This window comes from Mycolicibacterium fluoranthenivorans (assembly GCF_011758805.1).
In the GTDB taxonomy this organism is placed as follows: Bacteria; Actinomycetota; Actinomycetes; order Mycobacteriales; family Mycobacteriaceae; genus Mycobacterium; species Mycobacterium fluoranthenivorans.
The window spans coordinates 198003-222234 of the sequence record NZ_JAANOW010000004.1 but is presented as its reverse complement, the minus strand read 5'-3'; the positions used below and the strand labels follow the sequence as shown (position 1 = coordinate 222234).

The following is a 24232-nucleotide window of genomic DNA, read 5'->3' as shown; positions in this document are numbered from 1 at the left end:
TTAATTTTCTCTTAAGCCATGTTGGAGTGTTGTGCTCGATACCAATCGGATGTTCACGTTGCGTGAGGTTGCCGCCCACGGATCCATCACCGCTGCCGCGGAGGCTCTGGGATACACGACGTCCGCCGTCTCACAACAGATCGCCAAGCTCGAAAAGGAGGCGGGGCAACCCCTTCTCGAGCGCCACGCCCGGGGTGTCGCGCTGACCGATGCCGGCCGGTCGGTGGTCCGGCACACGGAGCGCATCCTGGTCGAACTGCATGCCGCGGACGCCGAGCTGGCCGAGATCCGGGGCCTCCGAGCGGGTGTCCTGGCCCTCGGCACCTTTCCCACCGCCGGCTCGTCGCTGCTGCCCCTGGTGGTCAAGGAGTTCAAGACGCGCCACCCCGGGGTTGAACTGAAGGTGTTCAGCGGCCGTTTCGACCGGCTCGTCGATGCGCTACGCCGGCGGGAGACCGAACTGTCCCTGCTCTGGGACTACGAGTGGAACCGGATCAACGACCCGACCCTGACCTACCACCACCTGATGAACGATCCGACGATGCTGCTGGTGTCCGAACATCACCGGCTCGCCGATCGTGATGCGATCAGCATCGGCGAACTCCGTGACGAGTCCTGGGTCGTGCGCGCCGAAGACCATCCGGTCGCACAGACGTTGGAAAAGCTTTGTCAGCAAGGCGGATTCACGCCACGCACCAGTGTGTTCGCCCATGATTACGGCGAAGTGCAGGCCATGGTCGCGGTTCAACTGGGCGTGGCGATCGCCCCCCGGCTGGCGGTCCTCAATCCGCGGCCCGACGTGCGCTCGATTCGCCTCGCCACGCGTCCGCCCCAACGCCGGATACTCATCGCGCATCTCGCCGAGCGACGGTTGAGTCCCGCCGCGCACGAGGCCATCGCGGTGAGCGCCGCAGCGGCACGCCAATTAGAGGAAGGCTTCGCCGCCGGTTGACCCGCGGCGCCGGGCACTCACACCGCTAGTAACGGAGTCGGTCGCCGACCACCCGCACCTCACCGCCAGGGTGCTGTGCGGCGTATATCGGATGGATCAGCGTCTGATGCCGGCATTGCGGGCAGGACCTCTGCGGGGCGTTTGCCGAGGAGAAGGTCAGATGGTGACATGCCGCACACCGGACGACGAACGCGCCGCCGATCCAGTTGAGCAAACCGAGGTAGATCGCTGCTGTCGTCGCCAGCGCCAGCACCACGATCAGCGCTACGGTGAGTGCCTCGTAAACCGTCATGATCGACACCTCCAACCATCGGTGACGGATACTTCAAAGGTACGCCCGCCGGGACTGGAAAATGCAGGTCATTACGACTTTCTGGCATGTTTGAAGACTTTCTCCAGTTCCTTGCCAGAAGCACCCGCGTGCGCGGCCTTGCGCACCTTGTGCAACACCAACGGGCACCGCTTGCAGCGCGGCTTGCTGCGGCAGCACTTCTTCTTGGCCTTGACCGAGGTCAGGTTCTTCACACTTGCCTTCCCACCACCACCGCGGCATCCGCCGTTTTCGTGATCCGGTACTCACACTGCGACAATCGTCGTCGTGGATTCTCGCCCGAACTTTCGCAACGTAGCCATCGTCGCGCACGTCGACCACGGTAAAACCACCCTGGTCGACGCCATGCTGCGGCAGTCGGGTGCGTTGACCCACCGCGGAGACGACTCGACCGAACGCATCATGGACTCCGGTGACCTGGAAAAGGAAAAGGGCATCACCATCCTGGCCAAGAACACCGCGGTGCACCGGCACAACGCGGATGGCACGGTCACGGTCATCAACGTCATCGACACCCCCGGCCACGCTGATTTCGGCGGTGAGGTCGAGCGCGGTCTGTCGATGGTCGACGGTGTGCTGCTGCTCGTCGACGCCTCCGAAGGCCCCCTGCCGCAGACCCGGTTCGTGCTGCGCAAGGCGCTGTCGGCGCATCTGCCGGTGATCCTGGTGGTCAACAAGACCGACCGCCCCGACGCCCGCATCGCCGCAGTGGTCGAGGAGAGCCACGATCTGCTGCTCGACGTCGCCTCCGACCTGGACGAGGAAGCCCAGGCTTCCGCCGAGAAGGCACTCGACCTCCCGACGCTTTACGCATCGGGTCGGGCGGGCATCGCCAGCACCACCGAACCCGCCAACGGTGAGGTGCCCGACGGTGACAACCTGGACCCGCTGTTCGACGTGCTGATGGAGCACATCCCGGCCCCGGCCGGTGACCCGGAGGCCCCGCTGCAGGCGCTGGTGACCAACCTCGACGCGTCGGCCTTCCTGGGTCGCCTCGCGCTGGTCCGGATCTACAACGGCAAGCTGAAGAAGGGCCAGCAGGTGGCCTGGATGCGCGAGGTCGACGGCACCCCCGTCATCACCAGCGCCAAGGTCACCGAACTGCTGATCACCGAGGGCGTCGAGCGGACCGCCACCACCGAGGCGGGCGCCGGCGATATCGTCGCCGTCGCGGGTATGCCCGAGATCATGATCGGCGACACCCTGGCCGATCCGGACCACGCACACGCCCTGCCGCGGATCACGGTCGACGAGCCCGCCATCTCGGTGACCATCGGCACCAACAGTTCACCGCTGGCCGGCAAGGTCTCCGGTCACAAGCTGACCGCCCGGATGGTGAAGAGCCGGCTGGACTCCGAGCTCATCGGTAACGTCTCGATCCGCGTCGTCGACATCGGCCGCCCGGACGCGTGGGAGGTGCAGGGCCGCGGTGAGCTGGCGCTGGCCATCCTGGTCGAGCAGATGCGCCGGGAAGGTTTCGAGCTGACCGTCGGCAAGCCGCAGGTGGTCACCAAGACCGTCGACGGCAAGCTGCACGAGCCGTTCGAAGCGCTCACCATCGACTGTCCCGACGAGTTCCTCGGCGCCATCACCCAGCTGATGGCCGCCCGCAAGGGCCGGATGGAGCAGATGGCCAACCACGCCGCGGGATGGGTCCGGATGGACTTCATCGTGCCCAGCCGTGGCCTGATCGGCTTCCGCACCGACTTCCTGACGCTCACCCGCGGCACCGGTATCGCCAATGCGGTGTTCGACGGTTACCGGCCGTGGGCGGGCGAGATCCGGGCCCGGCACACCGGGTCGCTGGTCAGCGACCGCACCGGCTCGGTCACCCCCTTCGCGATGATCCAGCTCGCCGACCGCGGCACCTTCTTCGTCGAACCGGGCGAGGACACCTACGAGGGCCAGGTTGTCGGTATCAACCCGCGCGCCGAGGATCTCGATATCAACATCACCCGCGAGAAGAAGCTCACCAACATGCGCTCCTCGACCGCCGATGTGATGGAGACACTGGCCCGACCCATGGATCTCACCCTGGAGCAGGCCATGGAGTTCTGCGCCGAGGACGAGTGCGTCGAGGTGACCCCCGAGGTCGTGCGGGTGCGCAAGGTCGAGCTGACCGCCAGCCTGCGGGCCCGCGCCAAGTCACGCGCGAAGCAGCAGGGCTGACGGCCCACTCGCTACTCGCCGGCGTCCGCTGAGGACGCAGAAGACGCTGAGGACGCAGAAGACGCAGAAGACGCTGAAGCGCCGGCCTTCGCGTCGCTGCTGTCGCCGGCTGCGGATGTGGTGGCGCCCGGCGTCGTGGTCGTGACCGCGGCCGGGGTCTCTTTCTGAGCGCTGTCGGCGGCCTTCTCGGACGCCTTGGTGTCGGAAGTCTTTTCGCCGGCCTTCTCGCCCGGGGTCACCTTGTTGCCGTCGCTGAGGTCGGTGGCACCGTTGGCTTTGACGTCGGGCTTGGCTTTGACGTCGGGCTTGGCTTTGACGTCGGGCTTGGTGGTGTCGGCTGCGGCGGTGTCGGGGACCTTCTCTGTCACAGCGGTGTCCGACTTCGCTTCGGTCGCCGCCGGTTCGGCGTCCTTGACCGCAGGGGCGGCCTCGGCAACCTTCGTGCTCTCGCCGGTGGGCGCCGACTTGACGTCCAGGGTCACCGTGTCGGCGGTGACGGCTGGAACCTCGTTGGCGGCTGCGGTTTTCAGCGCGGTGGCGCCGGAAGTGGCGGTGGCGGTGGCGGGTGGTGCCATCGCGTCGGCGATCGTCTTGCGGGCGCTGAGGATGCCGGAGATGACGCCGTTGATCAGGCCCACGGTGCCGGTGCTCGGGTCACCGTTGAGCGCGCCGCCGATGACGGTGGCGGGTGCGGTGAGCACGGTTGTCAGCACCGCTCCCAGGTCGCCGGTGGTGACACCGTCGTAAAGCCCTTGTGCCACAGTGCCGATCGAGTTCACCACGGCCGTGACCATGCTGAGGACCGGGAGTCCGACACCGATCAGGACCGCCGACGGTAGCGCTTCGACCACCCGGGCGAAGGTCTTCACCATGTTGACCGGGATCTCCAGGGTGTTGAGAAGTGGGAAGGCGACGCCGATCAACGGGTTGATCACCAGCCCGCTCCACAAGGTGTTGATCGCGTCATCGATCTGACCGGCGCGCAGTTGTGTCCCGGCCGTGTCGAGTGTGGGCCGAATCTGGGACACCGCGTACTTGACGCCGCTGATCAGATTGGGCGGTACCTGGGCCAGGATGTCGAGATTGGCCTTGGTGTTGCTGACGAACTGGTCGAAGATGGGCAGACCCTCGTTCCAGGCCTGGGATCCGACGGTCCGCACATCGGTCCAGGTGTCCTGGAGTAGTTGCGTGTACGCGCCGATCACCGGGTTCGCGGCCAGGGTCACGGCCGGCAGATGGACTTCCGGAGGCGGAGCAGTTATCGGGGTGATGGCGATGGCGCCGGCACTCACCAACGCGAGGCCGGTTGTCACATAGGGGCGCAATGCGAGTTGCAACGTTCTCTCCCTCGACTCGATTGTGATGTCGGTCACTCCGACCGGGCTGACCGTAGTCCTGGTGGCGACAGGGGAGAGCAATTTGGTAAAACACGTTTCAATTTAAATATGTCGGTCCCTGCTATTTGTTTGCTCGCATTTCATGGGGCGGAATTTCAGCGAGCGCAGAAGAAAGCGGAGAAAATTGTCCATATCACCTATCTCTTTACATAGATGCAGCTAGGTGATGTAAAAATCCCGATATGGGGGCTGGCTGTGATGTTGCTGTGTCGTATTGTCGGCGAGTGGGTAGCTAATAATTTGGCGGCTAATGCCGAACTTTTTGAATACTACGACCTCTAGTAGAAAAAGTACCCGCGCGGCGTCTCGGGCACACGTTGGCGGTGTCGCGGGCGGTTGTCGATACCCTGTTGGGCGTGCCGACCAACCCACGATGTTTTCGCGCTGTCGCCGGCGCCCTGGTCGGAACGTCGTTGGTGCTGGCCGGCTGCACGGTGAGCCCGCCCCCGGCACCGCAAAGCACCGAGACCAGTCAGTCGACACCACCGCCGCCGGCCAAGGCGATGCAGATCATCATGGCCATCGACTCGATCGGCCCGGGCTTCAACCCGCATCTGCTCTCGGATCAATCGCCGGTGAACGCGGCTATCTCGGCTCTGGTGCTGCCGAGTTCCTTCCGGCCGATCCCGGATCCTGCCGCGCCGACCGGTTCGCGCTGGGAGCTCGACACCAGCCTGCTGCTGTCGGCCGAGGTGACCAACGAGGAGCCGTTCACCGTCACCTACCGGATCAAACCGGAGGCGTCCTGGACCGACAACGCGCCCATCGCCGCCGACGACTACTGGTATCTGTGGCGTCAGATGGTCAGTCAGCCCGGCGTGGTCGACCCGGCCGGTTACGACCTGATCACCGGGGTGCAGTCGGTGGAGGGCGGCAAGACCGCGGTCGTCACCTTCTCCCAGCCGTACCCGGCCTGGCGGGAGTTGTTCAACGACCTGCTGCCCGCCCACATCGTCAAGGACGTGCCGGGCGGATTCGGGGCCGGGTTGGTGCGCACCATGCCGGTCACCGGCGGCCAGTTCCGGGTGGACAGCATCGATCCGCAACGCGACGAGATCCTGCTGGCCCGCAACGACCGTTACTGGGGCCCGCCCGCGGCGCCCGACCAGATCCTGTTCCGGCGTGGGGGAGCGGTTGCGGCTCTTGCCGATTCGATCCGCAACGGCGACACCCAGGTGGCGCAGGTACACGGCGGTCAGGCGGCCTTCGCGCAGCTGTCGGCGATCCCGGACGTGCGGACCGCGCGAATCGTGACGCCCCGGGTGATGCAGTTGACGCTGCGCGCGCAACAGCCCGCACTCGCCGACCCGCACGTGCGCAAGGCGATCTTCGGGCTGCTCGACGTCGACCTGCTGGCTGCCGTGGGCGCCGGATCGGACAACACCGTCACGCTCGCTCAAGCCCAGGTGCGCTCACCGTCGGACCCCGGGTACGTGCCGACCGCGCCGCCGGCGATGCCCCGGGAGGCCGCCCTGCAACTCCTGGCCGACGCCGGATACCAGGTCGAGCCGGTGACATCGACGCCCCCGTCGACGCCGGGTGTCCCACCGCCGGACGACTCCCGAGGTCAGATCACCAAGGACGGCCAGCCGCTGACCTTCGTGATCGGCGTGGCCGCCAACGATCCCACGTCGTTGGCCGTGGCCAACACCGCTGCCGACCAGTTGCGCAGTGTGGGCATCGCGGCCTCGGTATCGGCGCTCGACCCGGTTGTGCTGTACGGGGATGCGTTGGCCAACAACAAGGTCGACGCGATTGTCGGATGGCACCAGGCCGGCGGTGACCTCGCCACCGCACTGGCCTCCCGCTACGGCTGCCCGGCCCTGGAGGCGACGGCCGTGTCGACCGCGACGCCGTCCCCGAGCGTCACGACCACGACGTCCCCGGCGCAGACGGCGACGACGACCCCCAGCCCCGCCCCGCCCGCGCCCACCCCGACACCGACCGCCACCACGCCGGTGCCCAGCAGCACCGGCGAGCTGGTGACGGTGCCGAGTAACCTCACCGGCGTCTGCGACCGCAGCATCCAGCCGCGTATCGAAGCGGCTCTCGCCGGCACCGAGGAAATCGCCAAGGTGATCGACGCCGTCGAGCCGCGACTGTGGAACCTGTCGACGGTGTTGCCGATCCTGCAGGACACCACCATCGTCGCCGCCGGCCCGCGGGTGCGCGGCGTCAGTCTTTCCGGCGCGGTCCCGGTCGGGATCGTCGGCGACGCCGGGAAATGGGTGAAACAGCCCTAACGTTCGGGGTGCACGCGCTTCCAGAGCGCGTGCGCGGTGAACGCGGAGATCGCGAACACCAGGACCAGCCATTCCGGCGGGCGGGCCAGCTCCCATACGAACAACGCGGCGAACAGTGGTGCCCGTTGGGTGATCGCCAGTACGCCCGCCGCGCAGGTCAGGGCCGCGGCCGGCACGTTCAGCGCGGCGCCGGCGTATTCGTTGAGGGTAAGCGCGACAAGGGATCCCGCCGCGGCCCCGGTGGCCAGCGCAGGGGTGATCAGGCCGCCGACTGCGCCCGCGCGCAGGAACAGCGCCGTGAGGACCGGTTTGAGCAGCAAGATGACCGCAGCCGCCGACAAGGTCAATGAACTGTTCACGCTGACGGTGAGAATGCTGCGGCCGTTGCCCGGCAGTTCGGGATACCAGATCGAGCAGATGCCGGTCAGCAGTCCGGCGGCGGCGATACCGGGAATCAGCAGCCACGACGCGGAGGGCACCTTGGGCCGCGCGGTGGCCATCAGCCGTTCGAACGCGATCCCGATCCCGACTGCCACCGGCGCGATGGCCAGGGCCAGCAGGACGAACCGATACGACACGTCGGCTGACGGCCAGGTGAGCGAATGCTCGAAATGGGTGACGGGCGCGGCGACGGCCACCGCCAGGCTGGAGGTGATCAGCGCCGTGCCGACGACGCGGGGGTGCCAGCTGCGCATGAGGATGGTGATGGTGAACAGCGCGCCACCCAGCGGCACGCTGTAGACCGCCGCGAGGCCGGCGCCGGCAGCCGACGCCAGCACAATCTCGCGGTCATGTTCGGTCAGGGACCACCGCCCGGTGGCGCAGTCGCCGAAGACGGCGGCGAGCTGCCGAGGCGCGCCTTCGCGCCCGAGTGAGGCGCCGGACCCGACGATCAGCACCTGCAGGACGGCGTCGATGGCCAGCGGCACCCGGGCCAGCGGGCGGTGCGCGGTGATGGACCCGGTGAGCGAGGGAACCGGCGCGCGGCGGCGGAGCAGCCACCAGCCGAGGCCGGCGAGCGCGCCGCCGATCATCGGGCCGGTCGCCCGACGAATGTGGTCGGCCGCGCCGACGCCGGTCAGCAGGGTGCCCAGGTGATAGTGGTAGGTCAGGTGCTCGACCCAGTGCAGCAGCAGGGTGGTGGCCGCACCCGCGGCGCCCGCGAGCACGCCGACGGCCACGACCGCGCAACCGAACTCGAGAAGGTGCCGCTCATCGGTGCTCCTCGCATCCGCCGCCGCCACACGGTAAATCTAGGGGAGTGCAAACACCTCGGCTGCTCTTCGTGCATGCCCACCCCGATGACGAGTCCCTGACCACCGGAGCGACCATCGCCCATTACGCGGCACAGGGCGCCGCCGTGCGCGTGGTGACCTGCACGCTGGGTGAGGAGGGTGAGGTGATCGGCGATCGTTGGACCCAGCTCGCCGTCGACGCGGCCGATCAGCTGGGCGGCTACCGCATCGCGGAACTGACGACGGCGCTGGCCGCCCTGGGCGCCGGCGAGCCGATCTTTCTCGGCGGCGCCGGGCGCTGGCGCGATTCCGGGATGCCGGGCACCCCGGCCCGGCACCGCCAGCGGTTCGTCGACGCCGATATCGCCGAGCCCGTCGCGGCTTTGGTCGCGATCATCCGGGACCTGCGCCCGCACGTCGTCGTGAGCTACGACCCCAACGGCGGGTACGGGCACCCCGACCACATCCGCGCACATAAAGTCACCACGGCCGCCGTCGCCGCTGCGGGTGGTGACGGCCATCCGGGCGAGCCGTGGGAGGTACCGAAGTTCTACTGGACGGTGATGGCGGAATCGGGCATCGCCGACGGCCTCGCCGATATCGGCGACCCACCTGCGGACTGGATCCAGATCAAGCCGTCGGACATCACGTTCGGTTACCCCGACGAGAAGGTCGACGCCGTGATCGACGCCGCGGCACATCTGCCCGCGAAGGCCGCGGCGTTGCGTGCCCACGCCACCCAGGTCAGCGTCGCCGCGGACGGACGTTCGCTGGCGCTGTCGAACCTGGTCGCGCTCCCGCTGTGGGGGATCGAGCATTACGTGCTGGTCAAAGGGGCGGCGGGCGAGCGCGATGAGCGTGGTGTGGAAACCGATCTGCTGGCCGGACTGAAACTCGGATAGCGGCCGGGCCGGCGTGCCCGGGGCGGTACGCTGCCCCAATGGACCCGGACTTGGATCCCAATCTGCAGCACCAGCAGGACCGCGCCGACAATTTCCAGTGGGTGGTCGGTTCGCTTGTCGCGCTGCTCGACAGCATTCCCACCTGACGGGGTTCGACCTGACGGACGACGAACCCGACGGACCGGCCTGGGTGCCGCCCGTCATGATCTCGTTGCTGTGCCTCGGCGGTGTGTCGTCCGCAGTGCTCGCAGCCTTTCTGTTGCCCTGGCGCGTCGGCGGTGCGCCCTTTCCGGCGAGCGTGTTGGCCAGCGGTGCCTGCAACGCCGCCCTGGTCTGGGCCGCGTTGCAGTGGACGTCCTCGACGCGGGTGGGTGCGCTGCCGTTGTGGTGCTGGCTGGCCACCATCGGATCGCTGACACTGGGTGGCCCGGGTGGCGACATCGTGTTCGCGACGACGGCATCCGGTGCGCTGCTGCTGCTCCTGTTGATCGTCGTCGGCACGCTTCCACCCGTGCTGGTGTTGCGGCGGTACGCCAGGTCGCGTTAGTCCGCGTCGGTGTTCGCGTGGGTGTCGGCCTTCGGGGTCGACGCGCGCTGATCGCGTTTCTTCTTCTTGGGCTCGGCTTTTTTGGGCTCGGCCTTCTTCGGGTCCGGCTTGCCGGTGTCGGCTTTCTCGGTATCAGATTTGGTGGCGTCGGACTTGGTGGTGTCCGGTGTGGTGTCGGTGCCGCCGGCTTTGGTTTCGGGCTTGGCGTCCGGCTTGGTGGTATCAGGGGTGGCCTCGGTCGACTCCGGCTTCTGATCGTCGGCCTTGACCACATCGGGTTTGGTCGTCGGCGGGGTGGCCGGAGTTTCGTTGTCGGCGGCCGGCTCGGGGGCCGATTCCGGTTCGGTTGACGGCGTCTTGACCGGGTCCGGCGTCGCGGTCTCCTGGTGTGTCAGGGGCTCCGCCCCGGCGGCGGGCTTGCCGTCCTCGGCGGCTGTGGTCTTGTCACCGGTGTCACCTGAGCCGGTGCCGGTCGTTTCTTCCGCCGCGGTCACCGGTGTTCCGGTGGTGGCCGTGTCGGCGGTTGCCGACGCCAGTGCGGTCCGGGCCGCCGCCGTCTTGGCCGCCGTCGCGGCGAAGGGGAGCGGTGGCAGCGGGGGCAGCCAGCTCAGCGCCCAGTTGATCTCTGCCTGGATGAAGCCCTTGCCTGCGTTGATGCTGTCGTTGATGACGTTGCCGACGGCCTGGACCAGGTTGACGTACCCGCCGATGACGTACGCGGTGTTGTAGACGGCGCTGGTGACGATCGGCCGGATCAGGTTGTAGTAGACGATGCCGATCTGCGGAGCGAAGATATTCGCGACCGGGATCCAGCCGACGGCGTATTGGGCGAGGTCCACGCCGTAGTCGACCCAACCGATGAGCCAGTCGTAGCCGTTGATGATGGCGTTGCTCAGCCCGGGTAAACCCAGCGCAGCGGCAGCCGGCGCCACCGCGGCGGGCGCGACCGCGGAGGCGAGCGCCGGGGCGCCCGCGGACGGCGTGGCGGCGGCCGCCTTCTGCGTGACCTGCGACTTCGGGGCCAGCACGATCACGGGTGTGGGCGCCCACGTGGTCCTGGTCTCGGCGGCCAGGCGCACCTGGGCATGCACCGGGGCAGGGGCCGCCGTGGGCGGCGCGACCGAGGACGGGATGGCAATGGTGCCGGCGGCAAGGGCGGTCACGCCCGCCATCAGATACGAACGGACGGACACACCCATCGTGGCTCCTGTTCTTGCGGTCGCCTGTGCGGGTGAATTTACGCCAGAGTCAACGCAGGTTTATTGCATTGGGGCGACGCGTCGCAGCCGATCGCTGGGACTATGGTGGCCCCTATGCCAGGGGCAGTGGTTTCAGATTGTGGGACGCGCGGATGATTCGCGGCGACGCACTGGTTACAGGGGAGTGGCTCTGAACCCGCAGCACGGCTCCGATCTACCCAGTCCGGTGATCCCGCCGAAGCCCAGTACGTCCGCGTTGCGCCGTGTGTTGCGCCGTGCCCGCGACGGTGTGGCCCTCAATGTCGACGAAGCAGCCGTGGCGATGACCGCCCGAGGCGACGATCTGGCAGACCTGTGCGCCAGTGCCGCGCGGGTACGAGATGCCGGCCTGGAGTCGGCGGGCCGGCGCGGCCCCGAGGGGCGACTACCGGTCAGCTACTCCCGCAAGGTCTTCATCCCGGTCACCCATCTGTGCCGCGATACCTGCCACTACTGCACCTTCGTCACCGTGCCCGGCCGGCTACGCGCCCAGGGCAAAGGGATGTTCATGGAGCCCGACGAGATTCTCGACGTGGCCCGACGCGGTGCAGAGGTGGGCTGCAAGGAAGCGCTTTTCACCCTCGGCGATCGGCCGGAAGCCCGCTGGGACGAGGCCAAGCAGTGGCTCGACGAACGCGGTTATGACTCCACCCTGGATTATGTCCGCGCGATGGCCATCCGGGTCCTGGAGGAGACCGGCCTGCTGCCGCACCTCAATCCGGGGGTGATGAGCTGGACCGAGCTGTCCCGGCTCAAGCCGGTGGCCCCGTCGATGGGCATGATGCTGGAGACCACGTCGCGGCGGCTGTATGAAACCAAGGGGCTGGCGCATTACGGCAGCCCCGACAAGGACCCCGTCGTACGGTTGCGCACCCTCGACGATGCGGGCCGGTTGTCCATCCCGTTCACCACCGGCCTGCTGGTCGGTATCGGCGAGACCTTGGCCGAACGGGCCGAGACCATGCACGCGATCCGGCGCTCGCACAAGGAGTTCGGGCACGTTCAGGAAGTGATCGTGCAGAACTTCCGGGCCAAGGACCACACCGCGATGGCCTCCGTGCCCGATACCGGGATCGACGATTTCCTGGCCACCGTCGCCGTGACCCGGCTGGTGCTCGGCCCGAAGATGCGCATCCAGGCTCCGCCGAACCTGGTGTCCCGCGACGAATGCCTGGCGCTGGTCGGTGCCGGAGTGGATGACTGGGGCGGAGTGTCGCCCTTGACTCCCGACCACGTCAACCCGGAACGGCCGTGGCCGGCCCTGGAGGACTTGGCCGAGGTCACTGCCGCTGCGGGTTATGAACTGGTGCAACGTCTTACCGCGCAGCCGTCCTACGTGCAGGCGGGTGCGGCATGGATCGATCCGCGGGTGCGCGGGCATGTGGACGCGCTGGCCGACCCCGAGACCGGGTGGGCGCGCGATGTCAACCCGGTGGGCCGGCCCTGGCAGGAACCCGATGAGGCGTCCGAGTCGTTGGGGCGCACCGATCTGCACACCGCCATCGACACCGAAGGTCGGCTGACGGAGACCCGCAGCGATCTGGGCAGCGCGTTCGGGGACTGGGAGTCCATCCGGGAGAAGGTGTCCGAGTTGGCGGCCCGCGCTCCGGAGCGCATCGACACCGATGTGCTGGCTGCCCTGCGTGCGGCCGAACGCAATCCTGGTGGCTGCAGCGACGACGAATACCTGGCCCTGGCCACCGCGGACGGCCCGGCGCTGGATGCGGTGGCCGCCCTTGCGGATTCGCTGCGCCGCGATGCCGTCGGCGACGACGTCACCTTCGTCGTCAACCGCAACATCAACTTCACCAACATCTGCTACACCGGCTGCCGGTTCTGCGCGTTCGCGCAGCGCAAGGGCGACGCCGACGCCTATTCGCTGTCCAGTGCGGAGGTCGCCGACCGGGCCTGGGAGGCACACGTCGCCGGGGCCACCGAGGTGTGCATGCAGGGCGGTATCGATCCGGAGTTGCCGGTGACGGGATACGCGGATCTGGTGCGGGCGGTCAAAGCCCGAGTGCCGTCGATGCATGTGCACGCCTTCTCACCGATGGAGATCGCCAACGGCGTCACCAGAAGTGGCCTGTCGGTGCGGGAGTGGCTGACGTCGTTGCGGGAGGCCGGGCTCGGGTCGATCCCGGGCACCGCCGCCGAGATCCTCGATGACGAGGTGCGCTGGGTGCTCACCAAGGGCAAGCTGCCGACGTCGGAGTGGATCGACGTGGTGACCACCGCGCACGAGGTGGGCCTGCGTTCCAGCTCGACGATGATGTACGGGCACGTGGACACGCCCAAGCACTGGGTGGGGCACCTCAACGTGCTGCGCGGTATCCAGGACCGCACCGGTGGGTTCACCGAGTTCGTGCCGCTGCCGTTCGTGCACCAGTCCTCGCCGCTGTATCTGGCCGGCGGCGCGCGGCCGGGCCCGACACACCGGGACAACCGGGCGGTGCACGCGCTGGCGCGGATCATGTTGCACGGCAGGATCTCGCACATCCAGACCTCGTGGGTGAAGCTGGGCGTCGAACGCACCCAGGTGATGCTGCAGGGTGGGGCCAACGATCTGGGTGGCACGTTGATGGAGGAGACCATCTCCCGAATGGCCGGCTCGGAGAACGGCTCGGCCAAGTCCGTCGAGGAACTGGTGGCCATCGCCGAAGGGATCGGTCGGCCGGCCCGACAGCGCACCACGACCTACGCACCGATGGCGGCCTAGTCCCTCTCGCGAGCGTGCGTGTCTGCACAGTGACACGCCGCAATTCGTGGCATTTTGCGCACGCTCGCGTGGGATCCTCCGGTCATGGACACGATCGCCGGACTTCCCGCCCACCCACTGTTCGTGCATGCCGTCGTCGTACTGGTGCCGTTGGTGGCGCTGCTGGAGATCCTCTGTGCGCTGTGGCCGGCCGCACGGGAACGACTGGTGTGGCTGGTGCTGGCACTGGCCGTGGTCACGGCGGCGTTGACGCCGCTGACCGTCGAAGCCGGGGAGGCGATGTACGACAGGTTCCCCCAACCCGCCGCCGTGCTGCAGGAGCATGCCGAACGCGGGGACTGGATGCCCTATGTGGCGGTGGCGTTGTTGGTGGTGGCGGCCTTGTTGGCGCTGCTGCACTGGTGGTCCGGCCACGGTCGCGGGGTGGCCGCGGTGGTGGCGGTACTGGCCGTGGTGGTCGGGCTCGCGGCGATCGCGGTGGTGATCAAAGTCGGGGATTCGGGGGCCCGTGCGGTGTGGGGTGTGGGGTAGTTCCTGCGCACCCGGAATGAATTCGGACCATAGTCCGTTTGCATCAGGTGAGGGTGCCGGGACGGCCGGCCCCAAAAGCAAGGAGACCTCAATGACTGCAGCTGTAGCCACCGACCTGACCGCCGGCACCTGGGCCCTCGATCCCGTGCACTCCTCGGTCAACTTCTCCGTGCGCCACCTGGTGGTGAGCAAGGTGCGCGGCACCTTCGACAACTTCACCGGCGCGATCGTCGTCGCCGAGGACGGCACCCCGTCGGTCACCGCGACCATCGACATCAACTCGGTCAACACCCGCAACGAGCAGCGCGACGCGCACCTGAAGGCCGCCGACTTCTTCGACGTCGAGCAGTTCCCGACGGCGACGTTCACCTCCACCGCGGTGCGGGCCGACGGTGACGACTACGTGCTCGACGGTGACTTCACCCTCAAGGGTGTCACCAAGCCGGTGTCGCTGAAGCTGGAGTTCAACGGCGTGAACCCGGGTATGGGCCACGGTGCCGTGGCCGGCTTCGAGGCGTCGGTGGTGTTGAACCGCAAGGACTTCGGGATCGCCTTCGACGCGCCGCTGGAGACCGGTGGGGCCGTCGTCGGTGACAAGGTCACCATCACCCTCGAGATCGAGGCGCTGAAGCAGGCCTGAGGCTTCGCAGTAGCTGACACAGACCGTCCCCGCTCGAACCCGAGCGGGGACGGTCTGCGCGCTACAGCCGCGCGGCCAGCTCCGTGCCCTGCCGGATGGCCCGCTTGGCATCGAGTTCGGCGGCGACGGCCGCACCACCGATCACGTACGGCTCGACGCCACGCGCACGCAACAGGTCCTCGAGGTCGCGCACCGACTCCTGACCGGCGCACACCACCACATTGTCGACGGTCAGGACCCGGGCATCGGAATGGTCCTTCCCGAAGCTGATGTGCAGCCCGTCGTCGTCGATACGTTCGTAGTTCACCCCGGAGAGTTGCTGTACGCCTTTGGCTTTGAGGGACGCCCGATGTACCCAGCCCGAGGTCTTACCGAGTCCTTTGCCCTGCGCACCCGTGGTGCGCTGCAGCAGATACACCTCACGCGCGGCGGGCAGGACGATCGGCGTGGCCAGAGAGCCGCGGACCGACGGCGCATCCTGGGGGTCCAGCGCACCCCACTCAGCCTTCCATTCTTTGACATTCAGGGTCGGTGATTCCTCGTTCACCAGAAACTCGCTCACGTCGAACCCGATCCCGCCGGCGCCGATCACGGCGACCCGTGTGCCGACGTGTTGTCCCGACAGGGCTTCGGCGTAGGACAACACCATCGGGTGATCGATGCCCGGGATGTCCGGTAGCCGCGGCGTCACCCCGGTGGCCAGCACGACGTCGTCGAAGGCCGTCAGATCGTCCACCGACGCGCGGACGCCGAGCCGCACGTCCACCGCGTGTACCTCCAGCATCCGGGTGTAGTACCGCAGCGTCTCGTTGAACTCTTCTTTGCCGGGAATCCTTCTGGCCAAGTCGAATTGGCCGCCGATGGCCGAACCGGACTCGAACAGGGTCACCCGGTGGCCCCGCTGCGCGGCGCTGACCGCCGCCGACAATCCGGCCGGGCCGGCGCCGACCACCGCCACCGACCGGGCGCTGCGGGTGGGACCGAGGTTCAGCACCGTCTCATGTCCCGCCCGCGGATTGAGCAGGCAGGACACGGTTTTGTGCACGAACGCGTGGTCCAGGCAGGCCTGGTTGCAGGCGATACACGTGTTGATCTGATCGGCCGCGTCCTCGGCGGCCTTGCGGACCCAGTCCGGGTCGGACAGCAGGGGACGGGCCATCGAGATCAACTGCACCTGGGTGTCGGCGAGGATCTGCTCGGCGGCCTGCGGCATGTTGATCCGGTTGGACGCGACCACCGGAATATGGACATGCTCGGCCAGTGCGCTACTGGTGGCCACGAACGCGCCGCTTGGCACCGAGGTGACGATGGTGGGTACCCGTGACTCGTGCCAACCGATACCGGTGTTGAGCAGCGTCGCGCCCGCCGCCTCGATTTCGGTTGCCAGCGCGACGATTTCATCCCAGGTCTGACCCTCCTCGACATAGTCGGCCAGCGAGATCCGGTAGACGATGATGAAGTCGGTACCGACCGCCTCGCGGACCCTGCGCACGATCTCGACCGGGAAGCGCCGCCGCTTCTCGGCGGTGCCGCCCCAGCCGTCCTTGCGCTTGTTGGTCCGCGGGGCGAGGAACTGATTGAGCAGGTACCCCTCACTGCCCATGATCTCCACGCCGTCGTATCCGGCGTCGCGCGCCAGCAGCGCGGCGCGCACGAAATCGGAGATCGTTCCGGAGACATCGCGCAGGGCGCGCGGGCGAAACGGATTGATGGGCGCCTTGATCGACGAGGCGCTGACCGAAAGAGGATGGTAGGCATAGCGTCCCGCATGAAGTAACTGCAGGGCGATCTTGGCGCCCTCGTCGTGCACCGCGCGGGTGATGGTGCGGTGCCGGCGGGTGTCGGCACCGGAGCGCATCTCGGCGGCGAACGGCAGCAACCAACCGGTGCGGTTGGGCGCGTAGCCGCCGGTGATGATGAGCCCGACGCCGCCGCGAGCCCGTTCGGCGAAGTACGCGGCCAGCTTCTCGGTGTCGCGGGCCCGGTCCTCCAGGCCGGTGTGCATCGAGCCCATCACCACCCGGTTGCGCAGCGTGGTGAAGCCGAGGTCCAACGGTGACAACAGGTTTGGGTAGTTCACAAAGCGCCTCCCAGCACCTCGAGTACTTCGGTGAGCCATTCGATCGCGCCTTCTTCGGCGCGCATGCCGCCGCGCAACACCAGGTATTGGTGCAGGGCCGTCCCGGTCAGGGCGGCGGGGTCGGGGAACTGACGTTTCTGGTATCCGCGGTAGGTGTCCAGCAGTGCGGCGCGCTCGGTACGTAACTCGACGGCCTGATCCCGGATGGCCCCGACATCCCCGAACGCGGCGGCGCGGATCTTGATGGCCAGATCGCGGGTGCGGTGGTCGGCCACCGTGCCGCCGCGCCCGGACAGTGGTGCGGCGATCCAGCGTCGGAGTTCGGCGTGGCCGTCGGCCGATACCGAATAGACCTTCTTGTCCGGCCGGCCGTGCTGCTCGACGATTTGTACGGACAACCAGCCGTCGCCTTCCATGCCCCGCAGGGTCCGGTAGATCTGCTGATGAGTGGCAGCCCAGAAATGCCCGATTGAGCGATCGAAGCGGCGGGCCAGTTCGTAGCCGGATCCAGCCTGCTCGCACAGCGCCACCAGGATCGCGTGTTGCAGGGCCACGGGACGCAGCGTATGCGGTACCGGCGGTCCTATGCAACAAGTTGCAATGACGTGACACTTGGGCCGTGTGGTGTCTAGTCGTGGGTATCTGCAACGGCTAGTGTCAGTAACCACCGCGACCTAGCGGGAAGTTAGGACACACTTAGAGGCGCGTGCAGGTGTCGGCACCGCATACTTGCCGCAGACTCGTAGAGTCCCAACAGACAAACCCGACCAGCAGCCCACTGGACAGGAGAGACATCAGTGACGTACGTCATTGCCGAGCCCTGCGTTGACGTCAAAGACAAGGCATGCATCGAGGAGTGCCCTGTCGACTGCATCTACGAGGGTGCCCGCATGTTGTACATCCACCCCGACGAGTGCGTCGACTGCGGCGCCTGCGAGCCGGTGTGCCCGGTCGAGGCGATCTACTACGAAGACGACGTACCGGACCAGTGGGGCGGCTACACCCAGAGCAACGCGGATTTCTTCGCCGAACTGGGTTCGCCCGGCGGTGCGTCGAAGGTCGGCCAGACCGACAATGATCCGCAGGTCATCAAGGACCTCGAGCCCAAGGGCGAGTGAGCGCGGCCCGTTCGCCCAAGTCCGCGGCGCTGCCGGTGTTCCCCTGGGACACCCTGGCCGACGCTGCGGCAACCGCACGGGCGCACCCTGACGGGATCGTCGACCTCTCCGTCGGGACTCCCGTGGACGATGTCGCGCCGGTGATTCGCGATGCGCTGGCCGCGGCCAGCGCATCGCCGGGCTACCCGGCCACCGCCGGCACCGCCACTTTGCGCGCCTCCGCCGTCGAGGCTTTGCTTCGCCGCTACGGCGTCACCGGCCTGGCCGAGTCCGCCGTGCTCCCCGTCATCGGCACCAAGGAACTGATCGCCTGGCTGCCGACCCTGCTGGGGCTCGGCGGCACCGACACGGTGGTCATCCCCGAGCTCGCCTACCCCACGTACGACGTGGGTGCCCGGCTGGCGGGTGCCCAGGTGCTGGCCGCTGATTCGCTGACCCAGCTGGGCCCGCTGAATCCGGCCCTGGTCTACCTCAACTCGCCGAGCAACCCCACCGGGCGGGTGCTTGGGGTCGATCACCTGCGCAAGGTGGTGAGCTGGGCGCGCGAACGCGGCGCGATCGTCGCCTCCGACGAGTGCTATCTGGGCCTGGCCTGGGACGCCGAAGCTGGCTCCGATGTCGCCGGCCGAGCGGCTCCGGTGAGTGTGCTGCACCCGTCGGTGTGCGACGGCGACCACACGGGCCTGCTGGCGGTGCACTCGTTGTCCAAGACCTCCTCGCTGGCCGGATACCGCGCCGGCTTCGTCGCCGGCGATCCCGCCCTGGTGGCCGAACTCCTCGAGGTCCGCAAACACGCCGGGATGATCGTCCCGACGCCGGTGCAGGCGGCGATGGTGGCCGCGCTGGACGACGACGCACACGCGGCCGAACAACGCGAGCGGTACGCCCGGCGTCGCGAACTACTGGCGACGGCGGTCCGCAAGGCCGGCTTCACCATCGACCATTCCGAGGCGGGCCTGTACCTGTGGGCCACCCGCGGCGAACCGTGCCGCGAGACGGTGGGCTGGCTGGCCCAGCGTGGCATCCTGGCCGCGCCCGGGGAGTTCTACGGCCCCGCCGGTGCCCAGCATGTGCGCATCGCGCTGACCGCCACCGACGAACGAATCGCCGCTGCGGTGCAGCGATTGAGCTAGAGCTGCGGTGCAGCGATTGAGCTAGAGCTGCGGTGCAGCGCTTGAGCTGAGCGCCCTCAGGTCACGTCGAGGTGCTCAGGCACCACCGAGGCCAGCGCCTTGCGGCACGCCACGATGGCCGGCGTATTGCTGAGGGCGGTCCTCGTCGCGGTGAAGACCGAACGGCGTCGCGGATCCACGTCCACGACGCGGACGTCCGGTCGGCGGCGCACCCGCATGAGGTCCGGCAGGATCGCCACCGCGTTCCCGTTCTCGATGAGGGCGATCTGCGCTTCGAGGTCGTCGGTCTCGAATCGGATGTCGGGCTCGAAACCGGCTTGCCGACAGAGCTGTTCGGCCCAGTGCCGCGACGCGGTGCCCTCGGGCTCCATGGTCCACGGCAGGTCGGCGGTGTCCTTGACCGACGTGATGCGCCGCCACGGGTCGCCCGTCGGTGGCACCGCCAGGCGGAGCAGATCGGTGGTCAGCGGTTCGCGGTGCAGGTCGGGATAGACGCGCGCGGCATGTCCCGGGTACTCCTCGGCGATCACCAGGTCGAACTCACGCATCCACGTCTCGTAGAGGGCCTGCTCGGGTTCGCGCTGGGACATGGTGACGCGTAACCGCGGATGGCGGGTGGCCAATTCGGTGAGCATCTGAGGCATGAAGGCGGATGCCGCTGATTGGAAGACGGCCAGCCGGACGGTGCCGGAGGCCTGGTCACTCTGCACGGCGATCTCGGAGGCGGCCAGTTCGAGTCGGGCCAAGATGACGGCGGTGTGCTCGACGAGCACCTCGGCGGCGGGGGTGAGCCGCAGCCGCCGGCCGACCTTCTCCAGGAGCGGGACACCGACTTCGCGCTCCAGTTGATTCAGCGCCTGAGACACCGACGACGGGCTCTGGTGCAGGGCCTCGGCCACCTCGGACAGCGTGCCTCGCAGGCTCAGCTCGTACAGCAACCGCAGCCGACGGGTGTCGAGGAGATCCGGTCGTTGATACATCAGTTCTACTTAAAGTTTCGTGTCAGAAAACATCGCTTTATTTTAAATGTCTGGTGCGCTCATGATGGGCGTATGGCACAGCTGAGCAGCGAAGAAAATCTGCTGACCGATGTCGTGGCCCAGGTCCGGAGCTGGCTTGACGACGCCGCGGGACAACCCGTCGCGCCCGCCGCGCGTCGCCTGGCCGATGTGCTGCGCGACCCCGGCGGCCTGGACTTCACCGTCGGATTCGTCGACCGCGTCATCCGGCCCGAAGACAACCGGGTTGCGGCGGCGAACCTGCGGGACCTCGCCCGCAACGCGCCCGGCTTCCTGCCGTGGCACCTGCGCCTGCTGGTCAAACTCGGTGCGCTGGTCTCGGTGATCGCGCCCGGTGTCGTCATTCCGGTCGCGCAGAAAGCCCTGCGCAGGATGGTCGGCCACCTCCTCGTCGACGCGACCGACGCGCGTCTCGGCCGTGCCATCGCGCGTATCCGGGAGCGCGGCGTCGCGTTGAACATCAATCTGCTGGGCGAGGCCGTGTTGGGTCAGCGGGAAGCCGCGCGGCGGCTGGCGGGCACCGAGCAACTCCTCGCACGCCCGGATGTCGACTACGTATCGATCAAGGTGTCGGCGACCGTACCGCCGCATTCACCGTGGGCGTTCAACGAGGCGGTCGACCATATCGAGCAGAGCCTGCTCCCACTGTTCAGCTATGCGGCCGCTTCGCCGGCCAAGAAGTTCATCAACCTCGACATGGAGGAGTACCGCGATCTGGATCTGACCATCGCGGTGTTCACCCGCCTTCTCGACCGCACCGAGATGCTCGATCTGGAGGCCGGGATCGTGCTGCAGGCCTATCTGCCCGATGCCCTGAGTGCGATGATCCGCCTTCAGGATTGGGCCCGTGCGCGTAGAGCGCGCGGAGGTGCCGGGATCAAAGTCCGTCTGGTCAAGGGCGCCAACCTGCCGATGGAACAGGTCGAAGCATCGCTGCACGACTGGCCGTTGGCGACCTGGTCGACCAAGCAGGACACCGACACCAACTACAAACGGGTGCTGGACTACGCACTGCACCCCGACCGTGCCGCCAATGTGCGACTCGGCGTCGCCGGTCACAATCTGTTCGACATCGCCTATGCGTGGACGCTGGCGGGGCGGCGCGGCGTCCGCGACCGGGTCGAGTTCGAAATGCTCCTCGGCATGGCCGAGGCGCAGGCCGAGGTGGTCCGGCGCACCGTCGGCAACCTGCTGCTCTACGTCCCGGTGGTGCATCCGAAGGACTTCGACGTCGCGATCGCCTACCTTGTGCGGCGTCTGGAAGAGGGTGCAAGTCAGCAGAACTTCATGTCCGCCGTGTTCGAATTGCACAGCGACAGTGCGTTGTTCGAGCGGGAGCGGGATCGCTTCCTGGCGTCGTTGGTGGGACTCGACGACGCGGTGCCCCTGCCGAACCGTCGACAGGACCGCCGCGTCGACGATCCGTGCGCCGCGGTGAATCCGGCCGGTTCGTTCGCCAACGTCGCCGACACCGACCCGGCGCTGCCCGGCAATCGCCTCTGGGGACGGGCGATCACGGATCGGATCGCGCAGTCGTCGGCAGGCACGGCACTCGTCGCCGAACACACCGTCCGCAGCGCCGCGTCACTCGATGCCGTGATCGCCGGCGGTGTCGCCGCAGGCGCCGGCTGGTCGGCGCGCTCGGGTGCCGAGCGTGCCGCCATCCTGCGACGTGCGGCCGGGACCTTGGAATCCTCTCGGGCGGTCCTGCTGGAAGTGATGGCCGCCGAATGCGGAAAGACCCTCGACCAGGGCGACCCCGAGGTCTCCGAGGCGATTGACTTCGCGAACTACTACGCCACGCTGGCTGAGCAGCTCGACACCGTCGACGGCGCCGTCGCGGTACCGGTCGGGCTGACCGTGGTCACGCCGCCGTGGAACTTCCCGGTCGCGATTCCCGCCGGCTCGGTCCTGGCGGCGCTGGCCGCGGGCAGCCCGGTGATCATCAAACCCGCCACCCAGGCCCGCCGGTGCGGATCCGTGATGGTGCAGGCGCTCTGGGAAGCCGGCGTGCCCGCCGATGTCCTGCAACTGGTGCACGTCGACGAGCGTGACCTCGGAACACGGCTGGTCTCCGACGACCGAGTGGGTCGAGTGATCCTCACCGGCGCCTTCGAGACGGCCGCCCTGTTCCGAAGGTTCCGGCCCGACCTGCCCCTGCTGGCCGAGACCAGCGGGAAGAACGCCATCGTGATCACCCCGCACGCCGATCTCGACCTGGCGGTGAAAGACCTGGTGTCCTCGGCCTTCGGGCACGCCGGCCAGAAGTGTTCGGCGGCCTCGCTGGGCATCCTGGTCGGCTCGGTGGCCCGGTCCGCGCGGTTCCGTGATCAGCTCGTCGACGCCGTCTCGTCGCTGAAGGTGGGTTACCCGAGCGACCCGACCGTGCAGATGGGCCCGATCATCGAGCCCGCGGCGGGGAAACTCCTGCGCGCGCTGACAGAGTTGGGGCCGGGGGAGCAGTGGCTGGTGGCGCCTCGCCGGCTCGACGACACCGGACGGCTGTGGTCTCCGGGGGTCAAGACCGGTGTTCGGCGCGGCTCGGAGTTCCACCTCACCGAGTACTTCGGCCCGGTGCTCGGGCTCATCGCGGCCGACGACCTGGACGACGCGATCGCGATCCAGAACGAGGTCGACTACGGACTGACGGCAGGACTGCACAGTCTGGACCGTGCCGAGGTCGAACACTGGATCGACCGGGTCCAGGCCGGAAACGCCTACGTGAACCGGTCCACCGTCGGCGCGATCGTGCGCCGTCAACCCTTCGGGGGGTGGAAGAAATCCGCGGTCGGTGCCGGGGCCAAGGCCGGCGGCCCGAACTACCTGTTCGGGCTGTGCGACTGGCGGTCCGCGCCGGCGGCGCGGGCCGGCGAGATCAGTCCGGCGGTCCGTCGGATTCTGGATGCGGCACAGCATTTCGCGCTGGAACCCGACGAGCTCGACGTCCTGGGCCGATCCTTCGCCTCGGATGCGCTGGCCTGGGCCCAGGAGTTCGGTGTCGCTCGCGACGTATCGGGCCTGATGGCGGAAACGAACGTGTTCCGGTATCTGCCGCTGCCCGTGACGGTGCGCGCGGAGGACGAGGACACCGCTGCCCTGATGCGGGTGGTCGGCGCAGGAATTCTGGCCGGCAGTGCGGTGACCGTCTCGACACCGACACCACTGGACCCCGCGATCGCCGAGGCCCTCGAGGGGGCGGGCGTCACCTGCCGTGTACACGATGCGGTGGCGTGGTCGAATGTGCTGCGCGACAACGCTCCTGCCCGTGTCCGGCTGCTCGGCGGACGTCGCGGGGAGTTCGCCCGCGCCAGCGACGGCAGGGTCGATATCGCGCTCTACGCCCAACCCGTGGTCGAAGCCGGACGGATCGAGCTGCTGACGTTCCTGCGCGAGCAGGCGGTCGCGGTCACCGCCCACCGGTTCGGCTCGCCGACCCCGCTCGCGCAGGGGCTGTTCCGGGACTAAGGCGCGGGGAACGCGGCCACCGGCATCAGCACGTTGCCCCGGCAGGCGTCACTGAGGATGTCGGTGTACCAATTGCCGCGCAGCGAGCCGTCGGGTTGCGGGGTGTAGGTCACCCAGGAGGTGGCCGGGCTGTAGACGCGGGGATATGCGTCGCCGCGGAAACACTCCCACTGCCAGTCGTAGCTGAACGTCCACTTCGTGCCGTCCCAGGTGTATCGCTGGGGTTGCGGGATGGTCGGATTCGACGGAGCCGGGCCGTCGATGACGGTCGCCACGCACACGCTGCCGCAGGCCGTCGAGAAGGTGTAGACCGCGCCGAAGTCCGGCTCGGCCTGCCGTGCCGCGAGGCTGGTGCCGTTCTTCTGCGAGGCGTAGCTGACCACTTGATAGCGGCCGTTCAACGGCTGACCGGCGGCCGCCGCCATCGGAACCGAACACAGACATGCCACCAGGGCGAGCGTCACCGCGATGCACACGCGACGGACAGTCATCTCCGCTTCCTGTTTCTCTCAAGCT

20 protein-coding genes are annotated in these 24232 nt (G+C 67.9%); 11 read left to right on the top strand and 9 right to left on the bottom strand.

What is annotated here, in order from left to right:
* Positions 1 to 31: 31 nt before the first annotated feature.
* Positions 32 to 952, top strand: coding sequence for a LysR family transcriptional regulator (locus FHU31_RS27555; RefSeq protein ID WP_167164033.1), 921 nt, complete (start codon positions 32 to 34; stop codon positions 950 to 952).
* Positions 953 to 977: 25 nt separating this feature from the next.
* On the opposite strand, the gene FHU31_RS27550 is transcribed toward FHU31_RS27555, so the two are convergent.
* Both FHU31_RS27550 and FHU31_RS27545 read right to left on the bottom strand, forming a co-directional pair.
* Positions 978 to 1244, bottom strand: a complete 267-nt coding sequence (locus tag FHU31_RS27550) for a hypothetical protein (RefSeq protein ID WP_167164031.1) — start codon at positions 1242 to 1244, stop codon at positions 978 to 980.
* Positions 1245 to 1315: 71 nt separating this feature from the next.
* Positions 1316 to 1477 carry a hypothetical protein gene (locus FHU31_RS27545; protein WP_167164029.1) on the bottom strand — a complete coding sequence of 54 codons (162 nt, stop codon included), beginning with the start codon at positions 1475 to 1477 and terminating at the stop codon, positions 1316 to 1318.
* Between the two features lie 73 nt (positions 1478 to 1550).
* On the opposite strand from FHU31_RS27545, the gene typA reads away from it, so the two are divergent.
* A complete protein-coding gene (typA, locus tag FHU31_RS27540; RefSeq protein ID WP_167164027.1) occupies positions 1551 to 3452 on the top strand; it encodes a translational GTPase TypA in 1902 nt (633 codons plus the stop codon).
* Between the two features lie 11 nt (positions 3453 to 3463).
* Here the strand turns inward: typA and FHU31_RS27535 are convergent, their stop codons facing one another.
* Positions 3464 to 4789: a hypothetical protein gene (locus FHU31_RS27535; RefSeq protein ID WP_167164025.1), complete on the bottom strand. Its 1326-nt coding sequence runs from the start codon at positions 4787 to 4789 to the stop codon at positions 3464 to 3466.
* Positions 4790 to 5199: 410 nt separating this feature from the next.
* Here FHU31_RS27535 and FHU31_RS27530 point away from each other — a divergent pair, with 410 nt between their 5' ends.
* On the top strand, positions 5200 to 7092 hold the full coding sequence (locus tag FHU31_RS27530; protein WP_208411540.1) for an ABC transporter family substrate-binding protein: 1893 nt from the start codon (positions 5200 to 5202) through the stop codon (positions 7090 to 7092).
* Here FHU31_RS27530 and FHU31_RS27525 read toward each other — a convergent pair.
* Complete coding sequence (locus tag FHU31_RS27525) at positions 7089 to 8336, bottom strand: chloride channel protein (RefSeq protein WP_167164021.1); 1248 nt, start codon at positions 8334 to 8336, stop codon at positions 7089 to 7091. The two genes, FHU31_RS27530 and FHU31_RS27525, sit on opposite strands and share 4 nt — an antisense overlap.
* Positions 8337 to 8353: 17 nt before the next feature.
* On the opposite strand from FHU31_RS27525, the gene mshB reads away from it, so the two are divergent.
* Both mshB and FHU31_RS27515 read left to right on the top strand, forming a co-directional pair.
* Positions 8354 to 9229 carry an N-acetyl-1-D-myo-inositol-2-amino-2-deoxy-alpha-D-glucopyranoside deacetylase gene (mshB, locus tag FHU31_RS27520; RefSeq protein WP_167164019.1) on the top strand — a complete coding sequence of 292 codons (876 nt, stop codon included), beginning with the start codon at positions 8354 to 8356 and terminating at the stop codon, positions 9227 to 9229.
* A gap of 202 nt (positions 9230 to 9431) precedes the next feature.
* The gene (locus tag FHU31_RS27515; protein WP_208411490.1) at positions 9432 to 9776 is read left to right on the top strand and encodes a hypothetical protein; all 345 of its coding nucleotides are present in this window, start codon (positions 9432 to 9434) and stop codon (positions 9774 to 9776) included.
* On the opposite strand, the gene FHU31_RS27510 is transcribed toward FHU31_RS27515, so the two are convergent.
* On the bottom strand, positions 9773 to 10975 hold the full coding sequence (locus tag FHU31_RS27510) for a hypothetical protein (RefSeq protein ID WP_167164017.1): 1203 nt from the start codon (positions 10973 to 10975) through the stop codon (positions 9773 to 9775). The two genes, FHU31_RS27515 and FHU31_RS27510, sit on opposite strands and share 4 nt — an antisense overlap.
* Positions 10976 to 11159: 184 nt before the next feature.
* On the opposite strand from FHU31_RS27510, the gene FHU31_RS27505 reads away from it, so the two are divergent.
* The 3 genes from FHU31_RS27505 (at position 11160) to FHU31_RS27495 (ending at position 14901) form a co-directional block, all read left to right on the top strand.
* Positions 11160 to 13730, top strand: a complete 2571-nt coding sequence (locus FHU31_RS27505) for a bifunctional FO biosynthesis protein CofGH (protein WP_167164015.1) — start codon at positions 11160 to 11162, stop codon at positions 13728 to 13730.
* An 84-nt stretch (positions 13731 to 13814) separates the two neighbouring features.
* Positions 13815 to 14261, top strand: a complete 447-nt coding sequence (locus FHU31_RS27500) for a DUF2231 domain-containing protein (protein ID WP_167164014.1) — start codon at positions 13815 to 13817, stop codon at positions 14259 to 14261.
* A gap of 91 nt (positions 14262 to 14352) precedes the next feature.
* Entirely contained in the window at positions 14353 to 14901 is a 549-nt protein-coding gene (locus tag FHU31_RS27495; RefSeq protein ID WP_167164012.1) for a YceI family protein, read from the top strand.
* Between the two features lie 61 nt (positions 14902 to 14962).
* Here the strand turns inward: FHU31_RS27495 and FHU31_RS27490 are convergent, their stop codons facing one another.
* Together FHU31_RS27490 and FHU31_RS27485 are read right to left on the bottom strand one after the other, a co-directional pair.
* The gene (locus tag FHU31_RS27490; protein WP_167164010.1) at positions 14963 to 17020 is read right to left on the bottom strand and encodes an NADPH-dependent 2,4-dienoyl-CoA reductase; all 2058 of its coding nucleotides are present in this window, start codon (positions 17018 to 17020) and stop codon (positions 14963 to 14965) included.
* A complete protein-coding gene (locus FHU31_RS27485; RefSeq protein WP_167164008.1) occupies positions 16978 to 17535 on the bottom strand; it encodes a PadR family transcriptional regulator in 558 nt (185 codons plus the stop codon). Before FHU31_RS27485 ends, FHU31_RS27490 begins: the two co-directional genes overlap by 43 nt.
* A 243-nt stretch (positions 17536 to 17778) precedes the next feature.
* Between FHU31_RS27485 and fdxA the strand changes: the two genes are divergently transcribed.
* Together fdxA and dapC are read left to right on the top strand one after the other, a co-directional pair.
* Complete coding sequence (gene fdxA, locus FHU31_RS27480) at positions 17779 to 18099, top strand: ferredoxin (RefSeq protein WP_090363523.1); 321 nt, start codon at positions 17779 to 17781, stop codon at positions 18097 to 18099.
* Positions 18096 to 19232 (top strand): succinyldiaminopimelate transaminase, encoded by a 1137-nt coding sequence (gene dapC, locus FHU31_RS27475; protein WP_167164006.1) that lies wholly within the window; start codon positions 18096 to 18098, stop codon positions 19230 to 19232. The genes fdxA and dapC overlap by 4 nt, the downstream gene beginning before the upstream one ends.
* Positions 19233 to 19288: 56 nt before the next feature.
* Here the strand turns inward: dapC and FHU31_RS27470 are convergent, their stop codons facing one another.
* Positions 19289 to 20212 (bottom strand): LysR family transcriptional regulator, encoded by a 924-nt coding sequence (locus tag FHU31_RS27470; protein ID WP_167164004.1) that lies wholly within the window; start codon positions 20210 to 20212, stop codon positions 19289 to 19291.
* A 72-nt stretch (positions 20213 to 20284) separates the two neighbouring features.
* Here FHU31_RS27470 and FHU31_RS27465 point away from each other — a divergent pair, with 72 nt between their 5' ends.
* Entirely contained in the window at positions 20285 to 23716 is a 3432-nt protein-coding gene (locus FHU31_RS27465) for a bifunctional proline dehydrogenase/L-glutamate gamma-semialdehyde dehydrogenase (RefSeq protein WP_167164002.1), read from the top strand.
* Here the strand turns inward: FHU31_RS27465 and FHU31_RS27460 are convergent.
* On the bottom strand, positions 23713 to 24207 hold the full coding sequence (locus FHU31_RS27460; protein ID WP_167164000.1) for an Rv2253 family sensor-like surface protein: 495 nt from the start codon (positions 24205 to 24207) through the stop codon (positions 23713 to 23715). The genes FHU31_RS27465 and FHU31_RS27460 overlap by 4 nt on opposite strands.
* Between the last annotated feature and the right edge of the window lie 25 nt (positions 24208 to 24232).